Here is a 22,936-nt window from a genome sequence, read left to right on the forward strand (position 1 = left end):
AGTCTATATGAGGAGGGGTTAGTGTGGATCATAACTATGAATTTGGTACACCGATGGGTCAAGCCCGCAAAACAAAGGAACATGATATTACATTAAGAGGGCGAAAATCGTTAGATATTACTGGAGTTAGGCAAGTAGAGAGCTTTGATAACGAAGAGTTCTTGTTAGAGACAGAAATGGGTTTTTTGTCTATCCGTGGTCAAAACCTTCATATGAAAAACTTAAATGTCGAGGAGGGATTGGTCTCGATTGAAGGCAAAATCTTTGATCTCGTCTATCTAGACGAAAACCAAGGCGATAAGTCTAAAGGATTCTTTGGGAAGTTGTTCAAGTGAGTTTAACAGTACAACTTAGCACGATGATTGCGATGTCAGCCATGGGAGTTTGGCTTGGGGCTGCGATCGATACGTACGGACGCTTTGCAAAGCAACGGCGTTCGTTTCATTGGCTAGTTGCTGTTAACGATCTTTTATTTTGGTTGATACAGGGGTTACTTGTTTTTTATGTCCTCCTGCAAGTCAATCAAGGTGAAATGAGGTTTTATGTCCTTCTTGCACTTATTTGCGGTTATGCCGGTTATCAAGCGCTTTTCCGCAATTACTATCAAGCCCTCTTAGAACGTTTGATTCGTTTTGCAATCTTGACCTTTCGCTTTATTCGTTCAGTCATTATCGTGCTATTTATCCGTCCGATTAAATGGTTGTTGAAACTGCTATATTCGTTATGTATGATGGTGATAACAGCGACGGTTGCGGTCCTTGTCTTTGTCGGCAAGGTGCTGCTTAAGCCATTGCAGTGGCTTGGAAATGCGTTGTTGAAACTGATACCAACAACTGAAATCATAGCATTTCTCAAAAAGATTACTTATTATCAGCAAGTGAAAGGTTTTATAAAAAGGTTGTTCAATAGGGACGATAGGGGTGATTAATTGTGGGGATCGAGCGTGAGGAAAAAATCAAAGAACTTCATTCCTCTTATAAGGATCAGCAGGAACGCCAAGAAAAAGAAAAACAGCGACGGCGAAAAGGCTTAGTAAGAAGGCTGACAGCAATGGCGGTTGTTGCTGGTTTTATAAGCATATTTGCAGGGATTACAATTTATTCGCAAGCTAGTGTTATAGACGAGAAGAGACAAGAGAAGCTACAGCTAGAGGAACAGTTGCAACTAATGAAAGAGAATGAACAGCAACTGAAGATTGAAATTAAGAACTACAATGATTTAGAGTATATCGCAGAAGTTGCCCGCAAAGATTATTATCTTTCAAAGCCTGGTGAAACAATCTTTAAATTACCAAGTGAGACATCTTCCGACTGATTGACACTCAATTTTAGAATCAGTTATAATAAGATGAAATTTATATATTTGTTTTCTTAAGGAGGAGCAATTTTTACATGTCAATTGAAGTAGGCAGCAAGTTGCAAGGAAAGGTAACAGGTATTACCCATTTTGGAGCGTTTGTTGAGCTGCCAGGTGGTAAAACTGGTCTTGTTCATATTAGTGAAGTAGCTGACAATTATGTGAAAGACATCAATGAGTTTTTAAAAGTCGGCGATGAGGTAGAAGTTAAGGTTGTCAATGTCGAGGACAATGGCAAAATTGGCTTGTCAATTCGTAAGGCAAAAGAACGTCCAAATGGCGCAGATGGGTCTACACGTCCACAGAGATCTTCACGACCACCACGTTCAGGTGGATCACAAGGAAGAGGCTCTCGTGGAGGACAACGTGGAAATAGCCGTCCGTCGCTAAGTTTTGAGGACAAGATGAACCGTTTCTTAAAGGATAGTGAAGAACGTTTATCGGTATTAAAGCGTAATACTGAATCAAAGCGTGGTGGTCGCGGCGCCCGTCGTGGGTAAAGCTTGCTGCTAACTTTCAACAATAGAAAAAAAGACAAGCGCATATTGATGCGCTTGTCTTTTTTATGGTGTTTTTTCATATGGGTAGGGAATTGCTACGAAAAGAGGGTATAATCAATCGCTTTGGTTACTGTCAGACTATTCAAAGTCAATTTTTTGGCCGATTCGTAATTTCACGCAACAATCTTCAATGGTTCTACGTTATTTTTTGCGAATTAGACGGTAAACGCAACAATAGTACAAATTCATGTACTAAACGTCTTAAAGTTTATTCTATATTCTAGAAAGACGTCGAAGACTTTTTTGTTGTAGGCCACCTATTTTGACAAAAATTTGGACAATCATCTGTTTATAATGGTAGCACGATTATAAATACGGGTGGTGTTAGTAATGATTCGAAAAGTAACTAGAGGTGTTATTGAACCGATGCGTACATCGGTATTAATTGATCGGACACAGGCTTTGTTTACAGCAGTAGGTGACAGTGCAAAAAAAGCCGTGAACACTGTCTTTCTTCAATGGGGATTATTGCTATTTATCATAGGATTTTTACTTGGCAGGGCAATGATCCTTTCTGAAATTACTCCATTTGTGCTGCCGTTCATTGCAGTCATCTATGTCCTTCGTAAGGAGAAAACAGGCCTTGCAGCGATCGCTTTGTTTGCGGGGGCATTGACAAGTGTATATGAAAGTGGTTGGTTTGTTTTAACCGCGATTATTGTCTATTTTGTCGTACAGAAAGTAGTAGAAAGGTTTAGTGACAATGCGACGAAGGTATTGCCGTTTACCGTTCTTCTCTCAAGCTTACTTGCTAGGGTTATATTAACATTTGTTATGACTGGGCAAGTGAGTAATTATGCTTTGATGATGGCTGGGGTTGAAGCAGGATTAAGTTTTATTCTAACGATGATCTTTTTGCAAAGTGTTCCATTAGTGACGATGAGTACGGTCAAACAGCCTTTAAAAAGTGAAGAGATTGTTTGTTTAATCATTTTATTAGCCTCAGTGATGACTGGAACAATCGGTTGGGTTATTTATGACTTAACAGTTGAGCATATGCTTGCTCGTTATTTAGTTCTTTTATTTGCTTTCGTTGGTGGCGCAGCCATTGGTTCAACGGTAGGGGTGGTCACTGGGCTGATTTTAAGCTTAGCGAGTGTGGCTAGTCTTTATCAAATGAGTTTACTTGCTTTTGCCGGTCTTTTAGGTGGGCTTTTGAAAGAAGGGAAGAAATTAGGTGTTAGTATTGGTCTCCTTGTTGGAACACTGATGATCGGTCTTTATGGTGAAGGAGGCGGGGAGTTAACGCTAACGGTGATGGAATCTTTGGTTGCTGTTGCAGTCTTTTTATTAACACCAAGATCACTTATTTCACAGCTTAGCCGCTATATCCCAGGTACGACGGAGTATTCGCAAGAGCAACAACAATATTTACGAAAAATACGTGATATTACCGCTGGTCGTGTTGAACAGTTTTCACACTTGTTCCAAACACTATCCAATAGCTTTCAATCATCACAAGCGGTGTCAGATATCGATGATGCAGAGCGAGAGATTGATTATTTCCTGAGCAATGTTACCGAAAAAACATGTCAAACATGCTTTAAAAAGGAACGGTGCTGGGTGACGAACTTTAATACAACCTATGATTATATGACGATGATTATGAATGAAACAGAGAAAAATCGTAAAATTAGTGACCGCTCACTAATAGCGGAATGGTCAAGCTATTGTGTGAAGGATGAAAAGGTTATAAAAGCGATTCAGGATGAGATTAGCCATTTTCAGGCCAATAAAAAGCTAAAACAGCAGGTGCTAGAAAGTAGAAAGTTAGTAGCAGATCAATTGTTAGGAGTTTCTCGGGTCATGGGTGACTTTGCAAAAGAAATCCAGCGCGAAAAGGAAGTGAATCATGCTCAAGAGGAACAAATTTTGGATGCGTTACGTGGGGTCGGTTTAGAAATTGGGCACCTTGATATTTATCGTTTAGAAGAAGGCAATATAGAAATTGAAATGAGTGTCCCGAATGATGACGGTCATGGGCAAGCAGAAAAAATTATTGCTCCGATGCTATCTGATATCGTCAATGAAACAATTGTCGTAAAAAGCGAAGAGCATGCCTTTTATCCAAATGGTTATAGTCATGTCTCCTTCGGGTCGGCGAAACGCTTTGTCGTTGAGACAGGAGTAGCTAATGTTGCAAAAGGCGGCGCTTGGGTGTCCGGAGACAGTTATTCAACGATTGAGCTTGGTTCTGGAAAGTATGCAATCGCCATTAGTGATGGCATGGGTAATGGTGAACGGGCGCACTTAGAAAGTAATGAAACGTTGCAATTGTTGCAAAAGGTCCTTCAGTCAGGGATTGAGGAAACGGTCGCGATTAAGTCGATTAACTCTGTCTTGTCACTACGAACGACGGATGAAATCTTTTCAACGCTTGATTTGGCGATGGTTGATTTGCAAGATGCGAGAGCAAAGTTCTTGAAGATTGGATCGATCCCAAGCTTTATTAAACGAGGGCATGATGTTACGAAGATAGAGGCGAGTAACCTACCAATGGGAATCATTCAGGAATTTGATGTTGATGTCGTTAGTGAGCAGCTGAAAGCAGGTGATTTGCTCATTATGATGAGTGATGGTATTTTTGATGCGCCTAAACATGTGGAAAATAAAGAAATGTGGCTTAAGCGAATTATTTCTGAGATTGAAACAAATGACCCTCAAGAAGTCGCCGATTTAATTCTTGAGCATGTGATACGCTCTGGCAGTGGTGCGATTGAAGATGATATGACTGTCGTTGTTGCTCAAGTTAAAAGGAATACACCAAAATGGGCGGCGATTCCACTCTATCATCAGACTCGGTTTTTACGAAAAGAAGCACAGTAACCTACAACAACGGTACAGGTATAATCCCCTCCTAACTGGTCAATGATGGTGATAACTAGACGATTTGGAGGGGATTTTATGGGTAAAGGAACGTTAAAGCAGATTTTACTATTAACGGATGGTTGTTCAAACCAAGGTGAAGATCCTGTTGCCATTGCGACGTTTGCAAAAGAGCAAGGTGTAACTATCAATGTCATTGGTGTTGTTGACGATAGCCCCATTAGTGAACAAGGGATTGAGGAGATCGAATCGATTGCAATGGCAGGAGGTGGCGTCAGTCAGGTTGTTTATACGAAGCAATTAGCAAAAACAGTTCAAATGGTTACGAGAAAAGCAATGACACAAACATTGCACGGTGTTGTTAATAAAGAGTTATCACAAATTCTAGGCGACAAACAAGAGATTGAAGACCTATCACCTGAAAAGCGTGGCGAAGTGATGGAAGTTGTCGATGAATTAGGTGAAACGATTGATTTAGAAGTGCTTATTTTAGTGGATACAAGTGCGAGTATGAGAAGTAAGTTGCCGATGGTTCAAGAGGCGCTTACCGACTTATCGATTAGCTTAACGTCACGGATGGGGCAAAACCGTTTCTCCCTTTACTCATTTCCGGGGAAACGTAAAGAGGTTGATCGTTTGCTAGATTGGACTCCGAAATTAAATTCTTTAACAGGAGTGTTTCATAAGCTATCATCCGGTGGGGTTACGCCAACCGGTCCAGCACTCCAAGCAGTTATGAAAAAGTTTGCAAAAAATAACTCGAGAAGGAGTTTGATTTCTCGTGGCGATGAAGAGCTATTCGAAGAGTCCGGTATGTAACTTTGCACCTGGAACTAAAATTGTAGGGAAATGGCACAACAAGCCTTATAAAATCATTAAGCAGTTAGGGTCTGGTGCGACTGGATCAGTGTATCTTGCTGATTCGCAAGATGGTAGAATCGCGTTGAAAATAGGAATAAATAATATGGCAATTACGTCCGAAGTAAACGTATTGAAGCATTTTTCAAAGGTCCAAGGACAAGTTCTTGGACCTTCTTTGTTAGATGTTGACGATCTTGTCAGTGGCGGAAATCAGTATCCTTTTTATGTAATGGAGTATTTAAAGGGACAGGAGCTACTACAGTTTATACAAAAGCGCGGTGACGAGTGGATTGGGATTTTAGTTGTACAATTATTAGGAGATCTTGATCGTCTTCATCGTGCGGGGTGGGTGTTTGGTGATTTGAAGCCAGATAACTTAATTGTAGTTGGACCACCTGCAAGGATTCGCTGGTTTGATGTTGGGGGGACAACGTTGTTAGGACGCTCCATTAAAGAATATACGGAGTTTTATGACCGAGGGTATTGGGGGCAGGGGACGCGTAAGGCTGAACCTAGTTATGATTTGTTTGCTGTTGCGATGATTATGATCAACTGTTGTTACCCTTCAAGGTTTGAAAAGAAGAGTGAAAAAGGAATTGAACAATTAAAGGAGGCTATTACAGCTAAATCATCATTACGCCCATATGAAGGTGTTCTTATGAAAGCGTTGCAAGGGCGATATGAGCATGCCCAGGAAATGAGAAAGGAGCTTGTTGATGCAATAAGTTCGCACACAACATATAAACCAAAACCGAAGCGGTCACAGCAAAGACAAGCAAAGAGAAAAAGAGAACGCAAGCAAAAATCTTCGGTGTTTGTTGAAATCTTTCTGGTCGTCTCTTTTATTCTTTTGGCATATATTCTATACTTATTTGGGCAATTAATGTAAAAGGTTGTTGAACACATCCTAAAACTAGAAAAATGAGTTCCCAGCGGCGTGGAGGAGTACCGATGAGAAGATCAGATAAAATGATGGATATCTGCTTATTAGCAGGAGAGATTATGCTAACCTATGGCGCTGAAACGTATCGTGTTGAAGAAACGCTTGAGAGAATGGCAAGAGCAGCACATTTTAAGAATGTCCATAGTTTTGTGACAACAACAGGAATCTTCCTTTCCTTTGAAGAAGAAGGAATAGGTGATACGATGCAGATGATTCGTGTTGATGACCGGATGCAGGATCTAAATAAAGTCTCACTCGTTAATCAAGTTTCTAGACAGTTCGTCAGCGGTGAAATTGATGAGGATGAAGCTTATGATCGACTTGTTATGATTGAAAAAGCACCAATGAATTACCCAGTTTGGGTGATTCATTTTGCCTCTGGACTCGCTGGTGGTGGCTTTTCCTATTTATTTGGTGGGGGTGTAAGGGATGTATTCCCTGCTTTTATCGCTGGGATTATCGCCAGTATAAGCGTAGTGAAATTTCAGGAGTATTTAAAGGTTAAGTTTTTTGCCGAGTTTATGGCTGCCTTTTTAGGTGGAGCGACGGCAATCGGGCTTGTTTTTTTTGGAATCGGTCAAAATCTTGATCAAGTGATTATTGGTACACTGATGCCACTAGTACCTGGGATTCCACTTATGAATGCTGTTCGAGATTTAATGTCAGGAGATCTTGTTGCTGGGGTTAGCCGGGGTGCTGAAGCAACCATCACCTCATTGTCGATCGCTACTGGTGTTGCGCTTGCGATCGGTTTGTTTTTATGAAGAAGGCTAACAGGTAGATTGATGAAGCTTGGGAAGACGTGGTGAAGAGACGGATGTTATTAGAATTACTTTTTTGCTTTATTGCAACTGTATCGTTTGGGGTTATTTTTAATGTCCCAAACAAAGCGGCTGTGTTAGGCGGCGGCATAGGTGTGATTACTTGGGTCATTTATCGGGTTTTACCTGAATATGATGTTACTATTATCTTTGCAACTGCTGTTGCTGCTTTTGTTAGTGCATCGATTGCTCATTTTTTAGCAAGACGTTACCGGCTACCAGGGACGATTTTTAGTATTCCAGGTATTATTCCACTGTTGCCTGGAAGTAAAGCCTATTTTACGATGCTTGCTTTTGTAGATGGCAATTACTTACTAGGTCTAGAGCATGGAATTGAAACAATGCTTCAAGCAGGGGCCATTGCAGCTGGATTGATTTTTGCACTTTCAATCTTTTCATTTGGAAAGGGGATCGGACAACGCTATGAAACAAGCCGTTAAGCATTTTATTGAGCGCCATGCCTTGTTGCGCTCTAAGGCGACTGTTGTCGTAGGTGTGTCAGGTGGACCTGATTCGATGGCGTTGCTTCACTATCTTTCTAAAGAACAAGAGCAATTACATTTAACAATCGTTGCCGCCCACGTAGACCACATGTTTCGCAAACAGCAATCATATGAAGATTATAAGTATGTCGAGAATTATTGTCTCAAACAAGGGATTTCATTTCGGGGGGCGCGTATTGATGTTAAGGCGTATCAAGAACAGACCAAGGTGAGTGCGCAAATGGCTGCGCGTGAATGCCGCTACGCTTTTTTTGATGAAGTGATGAAAGAGTTTCAGGCTGATTATCTCGCCCTTGCTCACCATGGAGATGACCAAATTGAAACGATGGTCATGAAACAAGTACGCGGCAGCTTCGGCATAGGGCTAGCAGGAATTCCTGTTCGTCGTCCGTTTAGTTGTGGTGAAATTATTCGACCCTTTTTAGGAATAACGAAAGCACAAATTGAGCACTATTGTAAAGAAGTCTCGCTAAAACCGCGACAGGACCCGACCAACGATACCGCTACTTATGTCAGAAATCGATTCCGTCAGCAACTGCTGCCATTCTTGAAAGCAGAGAATCCAAATGTCCATGAACAGTTTCAAAAGCAAAGTGAGTGGACCACAGATGAGCAAAGGCTTTTACAACAAATGGCTGAAAATGTAGCATGTGAAGCGATTGTTGAAAAGAGTCATGATATTGTCATTTTTTCAATCAAACAGTTGGAGCAGGTGGCAATCCCTTTACAAAGAAGGGTGATTCATCTAATATTAAGTTATCTCTACGGGAAAAATTCACCATCAATTTCAATGATACATATTGAAGAGATTTTAATGCTGCTCATGCAGTCTCATCCCTCGGGAACATTGAATTTACCTTTAGGCTTACACATTAGAAAGTCTTACGATACATGTACAGCATCATTTTTAAAGGATGAAATGAATGTACCTTTCAGTTTCCGATTAACTTTACCTGGGATGATTGAGACAAGACTTGGGAAGATTAGTGGTGAAGTCACGAGTATCCCCCCGACTGCAGGTGGGAATTCTCTATTTTTCTGTGATAAAGAATTAGTTCACTATCCGTTAACGGTTCGTAGCAGAAGACCTGGTGATCGCATTTCCATAAAAGGGATGAATGGATCAAAGAAAATTAAGGATCTTTTCATTGACCATAAAATTAATCGTAAAGACAGGGAGATATGGCCACTTGTCGTTGATAGTAAGGATCAGATTTTATGGGTTCCCATGCTAAGTAAGTCATCATTGGCAGTACCTTCAGATCATACAAAAACTTACTTATCTCTCAGGTTCGAACCTGCTTCGGGATATTAACAAATTAAGTACAATAAAGGAGCGATTCTTTCAATAGAAAGGTCATTAATCGTCACCTTTGAGCACTAACTAGGAGGTTTATGTAACTAAAATGAAGGAAGATATCAAAGAAGTCTTACTATCCGAGGAAGAAATTCAAGCTAAAGTACATGAATTAGGACAACAGATTACAGAAGAATACCGGGATCGGTTTCCACTTGTCATCGGCGTATTAAAAGGGGCCATGCCTTTTATGGCAGATCTAACGAAGCGAATTGATACGTATTTAGAGATGGACTTTATGGACGTTTCAAGTTATGGAAATGAAACAGTCTCATCAGGTGAAGTGAAAATCATTAAAGACCTTGATACATCAGTTGAAGGTAGAGATCTCCTTATTATAGAAGATATTATTGATAGTGGTTTAACATTGAGCTACTTAATCGAGCTATTTCATTATCGCAAAGCGAAGTCAGTGAAGGTCGTTACCCTATTAGATAAGCCGGATGGCAGAAAGGTTGACCTCGTACCGGATATTGCAGGTTTTACAGTACCTGATGCTTTCGTTGTTGGTTACGGACTAGACTATGCGGAAAGGTACCGAAATCTCCCTTATATCGGGGTTCTTAAGCCCAAAATTTACGAGAGGTAATTATTGTGAATAAAGGTGCATTTATGATACTATTATTTCAGCTTTTATTGTGCGTGGGAGGAGGTAAGGAATGAATCGGATTTTTCGAAATACGGTTTTTTATTTGTTAATATTTTTAGTTATCGTAGGGATTGTAAGCTTCTTTAGCGGTGAACCTGCAGAGACTGAACAATTCACCTATGATCAATTTCAACAACATTTAGAAGACGGACAAATCACAGCAATCTCGATTAAGCCTGAACGTGGTGTCTATTTAGTTACTGGACAACTCGCTACTTATACGGAGGATGAGTTTTTCCAAACGAATGTTCCGGATACGCCGGAAGCATTGGAATTAATCTTAATGGCCTCAAATCCTCAAGATGGTGGTACTGAACTTGAGGTTCTAATGGCGGATGAAACAAGTGGTTGGGTAACGTTCTTTACTTCAATCATTCCGTTTATCATTATTTTCATTTTGTTCTTCTTCTTATTAAGCCAAGCTCAAGGTGGCGGTAGCCGTGTCATGAATTTTGGTAAGAGCAAGGCGAAGATGGTGAATGAAGATAAGAAAAAGGCGAAGTTTAAGGATGTAGCTGGTGCTGATGAGGAGAAACAAGAGCTTGTTGAAGTTGTTGACTTCTTAAAAGATCCTCGTAAGTTCTCAACCATTGGGGCGCGTATCCCTAAAGGGGTTCTATTAGTCGGCCCTCCAGGTACAGGGAAGACATTACTTGCGCGTGCGGTAGCCGGTGAAGCAGGTGTTCCTTTCTTCTCCATTAGTGGTTCTGATTTCGTCGAGATGTTCGTCGGTGTTGGGGCATCACGTGTACGTGATTTATTTGAAAATGCAAAGAAAAATGCACCGTGTATTATTTTCATTGATGAGATTGATGCTGTTGGACGTCAGCGTGGCGCAGGCCTTGGTGGTGGACACGACGAACGTGAGCAAACATTGAACCAACTTCTTGTTGAAATGGATGGTTTCAGTGCTAATGAAGGAATAATTATCATTGCAGCGACAAACCGTGCAGATATACTTGATCCGGCATTATTACGTCCTGGACGATTTGACCGCCAAATCATGGTTGGCCGTCCAGATGTGAAGGGGCGTGAGGAAGTCCTTAAAGTGCATGCTCGTAACAAACCATTAGCAGAGGACGTTAATTTAAAAACGATCGCAACTCGCACACCAGGATTTTCGGGTGCTGATCTTGAGAACCTGTTAAATGAAGCAGCCTTGATTGCTGCACGACAGGATCATAAAAATATTAGTATGATTCATGTAGAAGAGGCGATTGACCGAGTCATTGCTGGACCAGCGAAGAAGAGCCGAGTCATCTCTGAAAAAGAGAAGAATATCGTGGCCTTCCATGAAGCTGGACATACAGTTGTCGGGGTGAAGTTAGAAAATGCCGACATGGTTCATAAGGTTACGATTGTCCCACGGGGGCAAGCTGGTGGATATGCAGTTATGCTTCCAAAAGAAGATCGCTACTTTATGACAAAACCAGAATTACTTGATAAGATTATCGGCTTACTTGGTGGGCGCGTGGCTGAAGAAGTTACGTTTGGCGAGGTAAGTACCGGTGCTCATAATGATTTCCAACGAGCGACAAATATTGCGCGCAAGATGGTTACGGAGTATGGTATGAGTGAAAAGCTAGGACCAATGCAATTTGTGCAAGGTTCTGGGGGCGGACCATTCCTAGGGCGTGACATTCAAAATGATCAAAGTTACAGTGATTCAATTGCTTATGAGATTGATTTAGAAAGTCAACGTATTATCAAGGAATGTTATGACCGCTGTAAACAAATTTTACTCGACAATAAAGAAAGCCTTGATCTTGTTGCTAAGACATTGCTTGAATTAGAGACCCTTGATGCGGAACAAATTAACTCTTTAATTAATGAGGGTAAACTACCTGAAGGTCATCACTCTAATAACAAGCCAAGTGCTGTGAGCACAGATGCAGATAGTGATGTTAAGGTGACGATTAATTCGAAGAAAGATGATGAAGGCGGCACTGAATCAGAATCTTCAAGTGACGAGTCCAAACAGGAAAACGACCAACCTTCTGATGAAGGTAAGAACGAGAAGTAAGGTCGCTTTGCTCATGTGAGTTTAAAATGAGTTCTTTGGTTTGTAATAGGGTGTCTTTTAAAAGACATCCTATTTTTACTATCTATAGAAGGTGATACATCAGAAGTGGAGAATAATTGTAGTGAACTCTCGTGCTGTGACGAAGTTAATAAATATTGATTTGTGGTGATAACTAATGATATTTGTGATAGATGTTGGGAATACGAATATTGTACTTGGTGTGTATGATAACGATGAATTGAAGTATCATTGGCGCATTAATACAAACAGGCAGCAAACAGAAGATGAGTATGGGATGATTATTAAGGATTTATTTTCACATGTAGATTTAAAAGGGGAGCAAATTGATGGGATTATCATCTCATCAGTTGTACCGCCAATTATGTTTGCGCTGGAGTTGATGTGTAAAAAGTATTTTAATGTTGAACCGTTAATCATTGGCCCCGGTATTAAAACAGGTTTGAATATTAAGTATGATAACCCGAAGGAGGTTGGAGCGGACCGTATTGTTAATGCTGTTTCTGCGATTTACCTTTATGGAAGTCCGCTCATTATTGTCGATTTCGGTACAGCGACTACATATTGTTATATAAATGAAGAAAAACAATATATGGGCGGAGCAATCGCGCCAGGGATTTCGATTTCTACTGAGGCGCTTTATAATCAAGCCTCCAAGTTACCACGAATTGAAATCGCAAAGCCGACCCAAGTAATCGGAAAAAATACGGTCAATGCGATGCAAGCGGGTATCTTTTATGGATATGTCGGTCAAGTGGATGGGATTGTTACTCGTATGAAAGAACAATCACCGACCGAACCGACAGTGATTGCAACGGGGGGATTAGCTCCGTTGATCGCTAAAGAATCGACAACAATTGATATTGTAGATCCTTATTTAACACTAAAAGGGTTACAAATGATTTATTTAAAAAATAAGTAAACAGTAGATGAGGAAAAATAAATACGAAAAGCAGCTTCCTTGAACTTGTATATAACGGAAAGGACGAGTGTCATGTCAGATTATTTAGTTAAGGCAACAGCATTTGAAGGGAAAGTAAGAGCGTATGCAACCCAAACAACAGAGATGGTTGGTGAAGCAGTACGCCGACAAGGTACATGGGCAACGGCGTCTGCGGCATTAGGTCGAGCGATGACAGCGGGTCTGATGATGGGTTCGATGTTAAAAGGTGATGATAAAATCACGATTAAAATTGAGGGGGATGGTCCGATAGGTGCGATTGTCGTTGACAGTAACGCTAAAGGAGAGACCCGTGGCTATGTTAAAAATCCGAATGTGCACTTTGATTTGAACGAGCATGGAAAGTTAGATGTTGCACGTGCTGTTGGGACAGAAGGGTTTCTCTCGGTGGTCAAAGACCTTGGTATGCGTGAGAATTTCACAGGAAGCGTTCCTCTTATTTCCGGGGAATTAGGTGAGGATTTCACTTATTATTTTGTGTCATCTGAGCAAGTCCCATCATCTGTCGGTGTAGGGGTACTTGTGAACCCTGATGAAACGATCTTAGCTTCTGGTGGTTTTGTTATTCAGATGATGCCAGGTGCCGATGATGCGATTATAGAGGAGATTGAGAAGCGGCTCTCTCAAATTCCACCAATCTCTAAACTCATCCAGGCAGGGATGCCACCGGAAGAAATGCTCTACGCCTTATTGGGTGATGACAATGTAAAAATCTTAGATAAAATGCCGGTTGCGTTTGCTTGTAGCTGTTCAAAAGAGCGAATTGCCAATGCGATTATTGGACTCGGGAAAGATGAAATCAAAGCAATGATCGAAGAAGATGGTGGTGCGGAAACGACGTGCCATTTCTGTAATGAATCCTATGTATTCTCCAAAGAAGAGCTTGAAGAATTATATCAAGAAGCATAATAACTGTTGAATTTTCTAAAACTTGACAGAAAAGAATTGACTTATCAGAAAACGTCTGCTACGATAAAGTTAATAAATCATATAAAAATACTCGGTATTGAGGAGGAACAAAAATGAGAGTCGCAAATTCTATTACAGAGTTAATCGGACAAACCCCTTTAGTAAAATTGAACCGTTTAGTTGAAGATGATTATGCAGATGTTTATTTGAAGTTAGAATATATGAACCCAGGTAGTAGTGTAAAAGACCGTATCGCACTTGCGATGATTGAAGCGGCAGAAAAAAGTGGGGATTTAAAAGAAGGAAGCACAATTGTTGAGCCGACAAGTGGAAACACAGGTATCGGTCTTGCGATGGTAGCTGCTGCAAAAGGGTACCGTACCCTTTTAGTTATGCCTGAAACGATGAGTTTAGAGCGTAGAAATTTATTACGTGCATATGGTGCTGAGCTTGTACTTACACCAGGTCCAGATGGCATGGGCGGAGCGATCCGTAAAGCGACTGAACTTGCTAAAGAGAATGGCTATTTTATGCCACAACAATTTGAGAACGAAGCTAACCCTGAGGTTCACCGTGAAACAACTGGAAAAGAGTTACTAGAGCAGGTTGATGGCCAAATTGATGCATTTGTATCGGGTATCGGTACAGGTGGTACGATCACTGGTGCAGGTGGCTTACTTAAAGAAAACTTCCCGAACCTAGAGATTATTGCAGTTGAGCCAGCTGACTCTCCGATTTTATCAGGTGGGAAGCCGGGACCACATAAAATCCAAGGAATTGGGGCAGGATTTGTTCCTTCAATACTAGATACAGATCTATATAAAGAAATTGTTCAAGTAACAACGGACCAGGCGTTCGAATATGCTCGTCGCGCTGCGAGTGAAGAGGGTGTTCTTGGAGGAATCTCTTCTGGAGCAGCAATTTATGCAGCACTCGAGGCAGCAAAGCGTCTAGGTAAAGGTAAGAAAGTCGTCGCGATCATTCCAAGTAATGGTGAGCGTTACTTAAGTACACCGCTTTATCAATTTGAAGATTAAGAGTTCCTTGCAATATAACAACCGAAAGCTTTGAGTGAAAGCAGTCCTTCGAAAGGGGCTGCTTTTCCTTTTTAAATCGTCGATATAATGCTAAAATAAGCATATGTTTAAACGTTTTTGGGAGTGTGACATTCGTGCAGCAAAAGATAAATACAGCAATTGAACAGCAAAATAGATGCGTAATAGCAAAAAATATACCATTCACAACGGAGAAGTGGTACCAGTCCTATAAACAGCTTACGGCCTCTGAGTCACACCATATTCTGCTAGAAAGTGGCCGTGGTGGCAAGTATAGCATGGTTGGCTTACGACCTTTTGCTGTTTTAAAAGGGAAAGATTCAACATTCTCAGTAACAACGCAAGACGGGACAAAAGAGCAAACAGGTAACCCATTAGAACTGATGAAGCAATGGATGAAGTCGTATAAGACTGAAAAAGTTCCGGAGTACCCTGATTTTCAAGGCGGAGCGATTGGTTATGTGAGCTATGACCTTGTTCGTAAGATAGAGGATATTGGCATCAGTGCTGAAGATGATTTGCGGACGTACGACCTTTACTTTTTAGTGTTTGATGATGTGTTTGTTTTTGATCATGTGAATGATACGTTATGGTTGATGACTCACTATCTAGAAGGGGAAAAGGCTGAAGCTCTGGATAGGTTGGAACGGTATGAACAACAATGGTGTGTTGATGCGGCACCTGTACAATGGCAGCAATGTTCTCGAAGTGATGCAAGTGAACTTGAGACCTCGTTTACTGAAACGCAATTCGCTGAAGCTGTAAAGCGAGTAAAGGCCTATATCGCAAGTGGTGATGTATTTCAAGTCAATTTGTCTGTACGTCAAGCAAGGCCGTTGCAAACCGAACCGCTTCACATCTATGAAAAGTTACGTGAAATTAATCCATCACCTTATATGGGCTATTTTCATACACCTGACTTCCAGTTGGTTAGTGGGTCTCCGGAACTTCTCGTCAAAAAAGACGGTAATGAGGTTAGTACACGCCCGATTGCAGGAACACGATCTAGAGGGAAAGATGCAGATGAGGATGAGCGCTTAGCTAAAACGCTAATAGAAAATGAAAAAGAACGAGCTGAGCATGTGATGCTCGTCGATTTAGAACGAAATGACCTTGGCCGTGTCTGTAAATATGGGAGTGTTGAAGTAAATGAACTGATGGTGATTGAAAAATACTCACACGTCATGCATATTGTTTCTAATGTGCGCGGTGAACTCGCACCAGAAAATGATGCCTATGATATTATCGCTGCAACGTTCCCAGGAGGCACGATTACAGGTGCACCGAAAGTGCGGACAATGGAGATTATTGAAGAGCTTGAACCAGTTCGGAGGGGCGTATATACGGGGTCAATTGGCTGGATTGGTTTTAATGGGGATATGGAGTTAAACATTGCGATTCGTACGATGGTAGCCAAAGACGGTAAAGCTTACGTTCAAGCAGGAGCGGGAATTGTCATTGATTCTGACCCAGAAGCTGAATACAAGGAATCATTAAAAAAAGCGAAGGCCTTATGGCGAGCAAAAGAGTTGAGTGAAGAAGAGATGATGAATTAGCCAAGTTTAAGTTGAGTTGAGGAGGAATAACAATGATTTTAATGATTGATAACTATGATTCATTTACCTATAATCTCGTTCAATATTTAGGAGAGATGGGCCACGAGCTCGTTGTTAAGAGAAACGACCAAATTACTATTGCAGAAATTGAAGAGTTACAACCTGATTATCTAATGATCTCACCCGGTCCGTGTACGCCGAATGAAGCGGGGATTAGTATGGAGGCAATTAAGTATTTTGCTGGTAAGCTCCCGATCTTTGGAGTATGCCTTGGGCACCAATCGATTGCCCAAGTATTCGGTGGTGATGTGATTCAAGCCGAACGCTTAATGCACGGAAAAACATCAGAGATGGCACATGACGAGAAGTCGATTTTTAACGGAATTGAATCACCGCTTGTAGCAACACGCTACCATTCATTAATTGTAAAACGAGAAACACTTCCGGACTGTTTTGAGATTTCTTCAGAGACGTCAACTGGAGAAATCATGGCGATTCGCCATAAAACACTCCCTATTGAGGGTGTCCAATTCCATCCAGAGTCGATTATGACAGCTGATGGAAAGAAACTGCTTCGCAATTTCCTTGAGCATTATAAGGAGTTTGAGAGATGTACGTCTATGTAAATGGAAAGATTGTCCATTCAGAAGAGGCTAATATTTCTGTTTTTGACCATGGTTTCATGTACGGATTAGGTGTTTTTGAAACATTTCGTGTCTATAATGGTCATCCATTTCTATTGGATGACCATTTTCAGCGTTTGCAAGAAAGTCTCGCGATGTTAGACGTTCATTGGTCGTATCAAAAACAGGACGTTCTAACAATCCTTGAGCAATTATTAGAGGCAAATCAACTAAGAGATGCTTATGTCAGATGGAATGTTTCAGCAGGTCGTGGCCCGCTAGGTTTACAGGCTCAAGGCTATGAGGAGCCAACTGTTATTGCTTATATGAAGCCTATCCAAACAACGATAGAAACTGTGGAAAAGGATGCGGTGATTCTAGGAACGAGACGAAACTCTCCGGAGGGAGAAAAGCGGTTAAAGTCACATCACTTTTTAAATAATATATTAGGAAAACGAGAGCTTGGCACAAGGGTGAATACAGAGGGTATCTTCTTAACGAATGACGATTACCTTGCTGAAGGTATCGTTTCTAATCTGTTTTGGGTAAAAGAAGGGACATTATACACACCAGCAGTCGAAACAGGTATACTTGATGGGGTAACTAGGCAGTTTATATTGACGTTAGCCCATACAGACGGAATCAAATGTAAAACTGGTTTTTACGATCTAGATGACCTACTTTCCTGTGATGAAGCTTTTATTACAAACTCAATTCAAGAAATCGTACCATTAAAAATGATAGATTCATATCTGCTTCCTGGCAAGGAGGGAGAGGTAACAAAAGGCTTTTTGCAACGGTATCAACAGGTTACAGCGCAGTTATGGAGCCGAAAAGAGCTCAGGTAGAAAGGGTGAAGAAGATGAGGGATAACATCATCCGATTTGGTGACAAGGAAATCGATTTATCGAAGAAAACGTATATTATGGGGATTTTAAATGCAACGCCGGACTCTTTTTCAGATGGTGGAAAATATAACGAAGTTGATGCAGCTGTCAAGCATGCCCAAGAGATGGTAGAGCACGGAGCTGATATTATTGACATAGGTGGTGAATCAACTCGTCCCGGATCGGTCAAGGTGAGCTTAGAAGAGGAAGTAAGACGAGTGATCCCAATTATTTCAGCGGTTCGAGAGGCAGTTGATGTCCCAATTTCAGTTGATACGTATAAAGCTGAATTGGCAAAACAAGCGCTTGAAGCAGGGGCGGATATCATTAATGATGTCTGGGGAGCGAAAGCTGACCCAGACATGGCGAGTGTCGCTGCAAAGACGAATGCACCCATTATTTTAATGCATAATCGTGAGGATATGAACTATGGTGACTTACTAGATGATATGATTGCTGACTTGCAAGAAAGCATTGATCTCTGCTTAAAAGCGGGTGTGAAGGAAGAGAATATTATTTTAGATCCAGGCATCGGTTTTGCGAAAACGTATGAGCATAACCTCGAGGCAATGCGTAGATTAGACGAAATTACAGCACTTGGTTATCCAGTTCTACTAGCCACTTCACGGAAACGTTTTATTGCAAAAACACTTGATCTTCCTGTGGATGAGCGTGTGGAAGGGACTGGTGCAACGGTTTGTTTAGGGATTGAGCGTGGTTGTGAGATTGTTCGTGTTCATGATGTGTTAGAAATCAGCAGAATGGCAAAAATGATGGATGCAATGTTAAACAAAGGTGGTCATCATGGATAAAATTTTTTTAAATTCGATGGAGTTCTTTGGGTACCACGGTGTATTCCCAGAGGAAAATAAGTTAGGTCAACGGTTTTACGTTGATCTCGTCTTGCATCTCGATCTTAAGGGAGCGGGCACAACGGATTCTTTAGAGCAGACAGTCAATTATGCCGAAGCGTATGAAGTTATTAATCAAATTGTAGAAGGCCAACCATATAAGCTCGTTGAAACCGTTGCTGAAAAAATTGCCGGGCAGTTGCTAGCTCAATTTCCGCTTATTGACTCTTGTACGGTCAAAGTGATTAAGCCTGACCCACCAATTAAAGGTCATTATGAGTCTGTCGCTGTTGAAATTACGAGGGCAAGGACATGAACAATACGGTCTATCTTGCATTAGGTTCGAATGTTGGTGACCGTGCAAATCACCTTCGTGAAGGGATGAGGCAGTTAGAGACAGATGAGGATATAGTAATTATTGCTACCTCATCAATTTATGAAACGGAGCCTGTTGGGTATGTTGATCAAGATCGATTTTTAAACATGGTCATTGAAATAAAGACCTCTTATCGCCCGCAACAATTACTAGAAATCACCCAAAGAATCGAACGCGAATCAGGTAGAAGTTATCAAATTCACTGGGGACCACGAACATTAGACCTTGACATTTTACTGTTTAATAATGAAAATATTAAGATGGACAATCTGTGTATTCCTCATCCAAGGATGACTGAGCGAGCATTTGTTATTGTCCCATTAAAAGAAATAAACCCAACGTTATTTATAGAATCTGAAAACAAGACGATCGATGCGATTGAAAAGGAACTTGTTGATAAAGAAGGTGTAACGTTATGGAAGAAGCAATCTGGGGTAGGAGAATTCGGGCTTTTCGAAAGTTAAAAGGCTACACACAAGAAGGGTTAGCCGACCAATTGGGGATTTCTGTTTCTATTTTAGGTGAAGTTGAACGCGGCAACCGCGAACCAGATGAACAGTTCATAGAAAACGTCGCACAGGTTTTAGATATAACCATTGAAGAGTTGGGTCCTGATAAATAGTTTTGTTATTTATATGGAGGTGAAATGCGGTGTTTAAGATCGGTGACATTGAGATGAAAAACCGAGTCGTTTTAGCGCCGATGGCTGGTGTTTGTAATCCGGCTTTTCGCTTAATTGCTAAAGAGTTTGGGACAGGGCTCGTCTGCGCCGAAATGGTTAGTGATAAGGCTATTTTATATAAAAATGAAAGATCGTTAAACATGTTATATGTTGATGAGCGTGAAAAGCCGCTTAGCTTACAAATATTTGGTGGAGATAAAGAAACACTTGTTGGAGCTGCGAAGGTTGTTGATAAGCAAACTAATGCAGATATTATTGATATTAACATGGGTTGCCCTGTACCAAAGATCACCAAGTGTGACGCTGGAGCGAAGTGGCTATTAGACCCGAATAAAATCCATGATATGGTTGCAGCGGTTGTTGATGCTGTCGACAAACCTGTCACTGTGAAGATGCGTATTGGCTGGGACGAAGATCATGTCTATGCTGTTGAAAATGCGCAAGCTATTGAACGTGCGGGTGGGCAAGCGGTGGCGGTTCATGGCCGTACACGTGTGCAAATGTATGAAGGTACAGCAAACTGGGATATCCTTAAGGATGTAAAGGATGCGGTTAGCATTCCTGTTATCGGAAATGGTGATGTGAAAACGCCAGAAGATGCACAGCGAATGTTAGATACAACAGGCGTTGATGCGGTGATGATTGGGCGTGCAGCATTAGGGAATCCGTGGATGCTATACCGTACGATTCGTTATTTGGAAACAGGGGAATTGGCGCCAGAACCCAATAACCGGGAAAAGATTGACGTTTGCATGCTTCATCTAGATCGTCTGATCAAACTAAAGGGTGAAAATGTCGCTGTTCGTGAAATGCGTAAACACACAGCTTGGTATTTAAAAGGAATGCGTGGCGGCGGAAAAGTTCGTGATCAAATTAATCAATTTGAGACGCGAGATGATGTTGCGAATACGTTATATGCTTATATTGAAGAGCTTGAGGCGCGCGAAGAAGCTAAAATAACTGCTGGTTAGAGATAATCGCGCCTAAAGAACGTGACATAGGTTTGACTTTCTCATCAGGCTTATCTATAATTCCTCTTTAGATTACCACACACTGCCAGTTTATCTACTGGCAGTTTTTCTACATAGTACACTGTGTGCTAGATTAACATCGCACGTTTTAACATAGAAGAGCAACTATTAGTTTTAACGAAATATTTTCATAGGAGATGATTGTATGAGTCAAGACGTTGAATTAAATGAACAGGTATCTGTTCGTATCGATAAGCTAAAAGAGCTGACTGATAATGGAATCGATGCATTTGGTGGTCGTTTTGAACGAACGCACTCAGCAACAGATATGAATGACCAGTTTGGTGATATCACGAAAGAACAGCTAGAGGAACAAGAAAATGAAGTTGTAATGGCAGGTCGTGTCATGACAAAGCGTGGAAAAGGGAAAGCTGGGTTTGCTCATATCCAGGATTTAACGGGGCAAATTCAAATTTATGTACGAAAAGACGCTATTGGTGAAGAACAATATGAAATCTTCAACTCAATTGATATCGGCGACATCGTTGGTGTAACAGGGGTAGCCTTTAAGACCAAGGTTGGAGAATTGTCGGTTAAGGTTAAGGATTTTCAACTTCTCTCAAAGTCACTTCGTCCATTACCTGATAAATTCCACGGGCTAAAAGACATTGAGCAACGTTATCGTCAACGCTACGTTGACCTTATTGTTAATCCCGAAGTAAGGGATACGTTTGTCCTTCGTAGTAAAATCTTACGTTCGATGCGTAATTATTTAGATACACGTGGTTACTTAGAGGTAGAAACACCGACGATGCATTCAATTGCAGGTGGAGCTTCGGCAAGGCCGTTCGTGACTCACCACAATGCGCTTGATATGACGTTATATATGAGGATTGCGATTGAACTTCATTTGAAGCGGCTTATTGTTGGTGGGATGGAGAAAGTTTATGAAATCGGACGTGTTTTCCGTAACGAGGGTGTTTCCACACGACATAATCCAGAATTCACGATGATTGAGCTTTATGAAGCTTATGCCGATTACAAAGATATTATGTCATTAACTGAAAACTTAATTGCCCATATCGCCCAAGAAGTTCTTGGTACGATGAAAGTTGCTTATGGAGATCAAGAAGTGAATTTAGAGCCGGAGTGGACACGATTGCATATGGTTGATGCAATTAAGGAGTACACAGGCATTGACTTCTGGAAGGAAATGAGTGATGAAGAGGCGCGTGCGCTGGCAAAAGAACATAATGTTCCGGTTAAAGAAACGATGACTTATGGGCATGTTGTAAATGAGTTTTTTGAGCATTTTGTTGAAGAGAAATTAATTCAACCAACGTTTGTCTATGGGCATCCGGTTGCTATTTCTCCTCTTGCAAAGAAAAATCCAGAGGACCCTCGTTTTACTGACCGTTTTGAGTTATTTATTGTTGGTCGTGAACATGCAAATGCCTTTACAGAGTTGAATGATCCAATTGACCAAAGAGAACGTTTTGAAGCACAAATGGTTGAGCGTGAGCAGGGTGATGATGAGGCCCATATGATGGACCATGACTTCCTAGAGTCACTAGAATACGGGATGCCGCCAACAGGTGGTTTAGGGATCGGGATTGATCGTTTAGTTATGTTATTAACAAATTCACCATCAATCCGTGATGTTCTATTATTCCCGCAAATGCGCCATCGTGAAACAACTGAGCAATAAGCTATACTGTATTTGCTATGTAGGGACGTGTCTCTACATAGCTTTTTATTTAGAAGGTTAAAGTTTGAGTTGTGTTTTTTATTGTTGAGTTGTATGATAGGAATTATTGAGCAACCGAAAAAGTCACAGTCTTGAACAAAAATATTTTTTTATAAAAAGGGGTTGCATTTTTGTTCAGTAGTTGTTATATTATTACTTGTCGTCACGAACAGTGATCTTGTTAACGAGGACAAGCCTTATAGACAAGGTAACATTGACAGGGTGTTATGGGCCTATAGCTCAGTTGGTTAGAGCGCACGCCTGATAAGCGTGAGGTCGGTGGTTCGAGTCCACTTAGGCCCACCATAAAATGTAAAATCCCTCTTGGGGCCTTAGCTCAGCTGGGAGAGCGCCTGCCTTGCACGCAGGAGGTCAGCGGTTCGATCCCGCTAGGCTCCACC

Annotated in this window: 24 protein-coding genes and 2 tRNA genes; all 26 read left to right on the top strand. The window is 41.2% G+C overall.

Annotated features, from left to right (window positions below; genetic code table 11):
* The first annotated feature begins 53 nt into the window (after positions 1-53).
* A complete protein-coding gene (gene yabP / locus KH400_RS17625; RefSeq protein WP_217226933.1) occupies positions 54-335 on the top strand; it encodes a sporulation protein YabP in 282 nt (93 codons plus the stop codon).
* Positions 332-928 carry a spore cortex biosynthesis protein YabQ gene (gene yabQ, locus KH400_RS17630; RefSeq protein ID WP_217226883.1) on the top strand — a complete coding sequence of 199 codons (597 nt, stop codon included), beginning with the start codon at positions 332-334 and terminating at the stop codon, positions 926-928. Before yabP ends, yabQ begins: the two co-directional genes overlap by 4 nt.
* 2 nt (positions 929-930) lie before the next feature.
* The gene (locus KH400_RS17635) at positions 931-1,314 is read left to right on the top strand and encodes an FtsB family cell division protein (RefSeq protein WP_217226885.1); all 384 of its coding nucleotides are present in this window, start codon (positions 931-933) and stop codon (positions 1,312-1,314) included.
* A 77-nt stretch (positions 1,315-1,391) separates the two neighbouring features.
* The gene (locus KH400_RS17640) at positions 1,392-1,856 is read left to right on the top strand and encodes a S1 domain-containing RNA-binding protein (protein WP_217226887.1); all 465 of its coding nucleotides are present in this window, start codon (positions 1,392-1,394) and stop codon (positions 1,854-1,856) included.
* Positions 1,857-2,246: 390 nt separating this feature from the next.
* On the top strand, positions 2,247-4,742 hold the full coding sequence (spoIIE, locus tag KH400_RS17645; RefSeq protein ID WP_217226889.1) for a stage II sporulation protein E: 2,496 nt from the start codon (positions 2,247-2,249) through the stop codon (positions 4,740-4,742).
* A gap of 78 nt (positions 4,743-4,820) precedes the next feature.
* Positions 4,821-5,561 (top strand): vWA domain-containing protein, encoded by a 741-nt coding sequence (locus tag KH400_RS17650; RefSeq protein ID WP_217226891.1) that lies wholly within the window; start codon positions 4,821-4,823, stop codon positions 5,559-5,561.
* The gene (prkT, locus tag KH400_RS17655) at positions 5,530-6,492 is read left to right on the top strand and encodes a serine/threonine protein kinase PrkT (protein WP_217226935.1); all 963 of its coding nucleotides are present in this window, start codon (positions 5,530-5,532) and stop codon (positions 6,490-6,492) included. The genes KH400_RS17650 and prkT overlap by 32 nt, the downstream gene beginning before the upstream one ends.
* Before the next feature lie 62 nt (positions 6,493-6,554).
* The gene (locus KH400_RS17660; protein WP_217226893.1) at positions 6,555-7,310 is read left to right on the top strand and encodes a threonine/serine exporter family protein; all 756 of its coding nucleotides are present in this window, start codon (positions 6,555-6,557) and stop codon (positions 7,308-7,310) included.
* A 53-nt stretch (positions 7,311-7,363) separates the two neighbouring features.
* Complete coding sequence (locus tag KH400_RS17665) at positions 7,364-7,807, top strand: threonine/serine exporter family protein (RefSeq protein WP_217226896.1); 444 nt, start codon at positions 7,364-7,366, stop codon at positions 7,805-7,807.
* Positions 7,791-9,185: a tRNA lysidine(34) synthetase TilS gene (gene tilS, locus KH400_RS17670; RefSeq protein ID WP_217226898.1), complete on the top strand. Its 1,395-nt coding sequence runs from the start codon at positions 7,791-7,793 to the stop codon at positions 9,183-9,185. Before KH400_RS17665 ends, tilS begins: the two co-directional genes overlap by 17 nt.
* 91 nt (positions 9,186-9,276) lie before the next feature.
* Positions 9,277-9,816, top strand: a complete 540-nt coding sequence (hpt, locus tag KH400_RS17675) for a hypoxanthine phosphoribosyltransferase (protein ID WP_217226900.1) — start codon at positions 9,277-9,279, stop codon at positions 9,814-9,816.
* Positions 9,817-9,886: 70 nt separating this feature from the next.
* Positions 9,887-11,899 (top strand): ATP-dependent zinc metalloprotease FtsH, encoded by a 2,013-nt coding sequence (gene ftsH, locus KH400_RS17680; RefSeq protein ID WP_217226902.1) that lies wholly within the window; start codon positions 9,887-9,889, stop codon positions 11,897-11,899.
* A gap of 175 nt (positions 11,900-12,074) precedes the next feature.
* Positions 12,075-12,839, top strand: a complete 765-nt coding sequence (locus tag KH400_RS17685) for a type III pantothenate kinase (RefSeq protein WP_217226904.1) — start codon at positions 12,075-12,077, stop codon at positions 12,837-12,839.
* Between the two features lie 72 nt (positions 12,840-12,911).
* Positions 12,912-13,787: an Hsp33 family molecular chaperone HslO gene (gene hslO, locus KH400_RS17690; RefSeq protein ID WP_217226906.1), complete on the top strand. Its 876-nt coding sequence runs from the start codon at positions 12,912-12,914 to the stop codon at positions 13,785-13,787.
* 113 nt (positions 13,788-13,900) lie between these two features.
* A complete protein-coding gene (cysK, locus tag KH400_RS17695; RefSeq protein WP_217226907.1) occupies positions 13,901-14,824 on the top strand; it encodes a cysteine synthase A in 924 nt (307 codons plus the stop codon).
* Between the two features lie 134 nt (positions 14,825-14,958).
* The gene (gene trpE, locus KH400_RS17700; protein WP_438821127.1) at positions 14,959-16,398 is read left to right on the top strand and encodes an anthranilate synthase component I; all 1,440 of its coding nucleotides are present in this window, start codon (positions 14,959-14,961) and stop codon (positions 16,396-16,398) included.
* A 32-nt stretch (positions 16,399-16,430) separates the two neighbouring features.
* Positions 16,431-17,024, top strand: a complete 594-nt coding sequence (gene pabA, locus KH400_RS17705; RefSeq protein WP_217226909.1) for an aminodeoxychorismate/anthranilate synthase component II — start codon at positions 16,431-16,433, stop codon at positions 17,022-17,024.
* On the top strand, positions 17,009-17,869 hold the full coding sequence (gene pabC / locus KH400_RS17710) for an aminodeoxychorismate lyase (RefSeq protein ID WP_217226912.1): 861 nt from the start codon (positions 17,009-17,011) through the stop codon (positions 17,867-17,869). Before pabA ends, pabC begins: the two co-directional genes overlap by 16 nt.
* Positions 17,870-17,883: 14 nt before the next feature.
* Positions 17,884-18,720, top strand: a complete 837-nt coding sequence (folP, locus tag KH400_RS17715) for a dihydropteroate synthase (protein WP_217226914.1) — start codon at positions 17,884-17,886, stop codon at positions 18,718-18,720.
* Positions 18,713-19,075 (top strand): dihydroneopterin aldolase, encoded by a 363-nt coding sequence (gene folB / locus KH400_RS17720; RefSeq protein ID WP_217226916.1) that lies wholly within the window; start codon positions 18,713-18,715, stop codon positions 19,073-19,075. The genes folP and folB overlap by 8 nt, the downstream gene beginning before the upstream one ends.
* Positions 19,072-19,599: a 2-amino-4-hydroxy-6-hydroxymethyldihydropteridine diphosphokinase gene (gene folK / locus KH400_RS17725; protein WP_217226918.1), complete on the top strand. Its 528-nt coding sequence runs from the start codon at positions 19,072-19,074 to the stop codon at positions 19,597-19,599. Before folB ends, folK begins: the two co-directional genes overlap by 4 nt.
* Positions 19,551-19,757, top strand: a complete 207-nt coding sequence (locus KH400_RS17730) for a helix-turn-helix domain-containing protein (RefSeq protein WP_217226920.1) — start codon at positions 19,551-19,553, stop codon at positions 19,755-19,757. The genes folK and KH400_RS17730 overlap by 49 nt, the downstream gene beginning before the upstream one ends.
* Positions 19,758-19,786: 29 nt before the next feature.
* Positions 19,787-20,788 carry a tRNA dihydrouridine synthase DusB gene (dusB, locus tag KH400_RS17735; protein WP_217226922.1) on the top strand — a complete coding sequence of 334 codons (1,002 nt, stop codon included), beginning with the start codon at positions 19,787-19,789 and terminating at the stop codon, positions 20,786-20,788.
* Positions 20,789-20,993: 205 nt separating this feature from the next.
* Positions 20,994-22,496, top strand: coding sequence for a lysine--tRNA ligase (gene lysS / locus KH400_RS17740; protein ID WP_217226924.1), 1,503 nt, complete (start codon positions 20,994-20,996; stop codon positions 22,494-22,496).
* A gap of 268 nt (positions 22,497-22,764) precedes the next feature.
* A tRNA-Ile gene (locus KH400_RS17745) sits at positions 22,765-22,841 on the top strand.
* A gap of 20 nt (positions 22,842-22,861) precedes the next feature.
* A tRNA-Ala gene (locus KH400_RS17750) sits at positions 22,862-22,934 on the top strand.
* Positions 22,935-22,936: the final 2 nt, after the last annotated feature.

The organism is Desertibacillus haloalkaliphilus, from assembly GCF_019039105.1.
Lineage (GTDB): Bacteria > Bacillota > Bacilli > Bacillales > KJ1-10-99 > Desertibacillus > Desertibacillus haloalkaliphilus.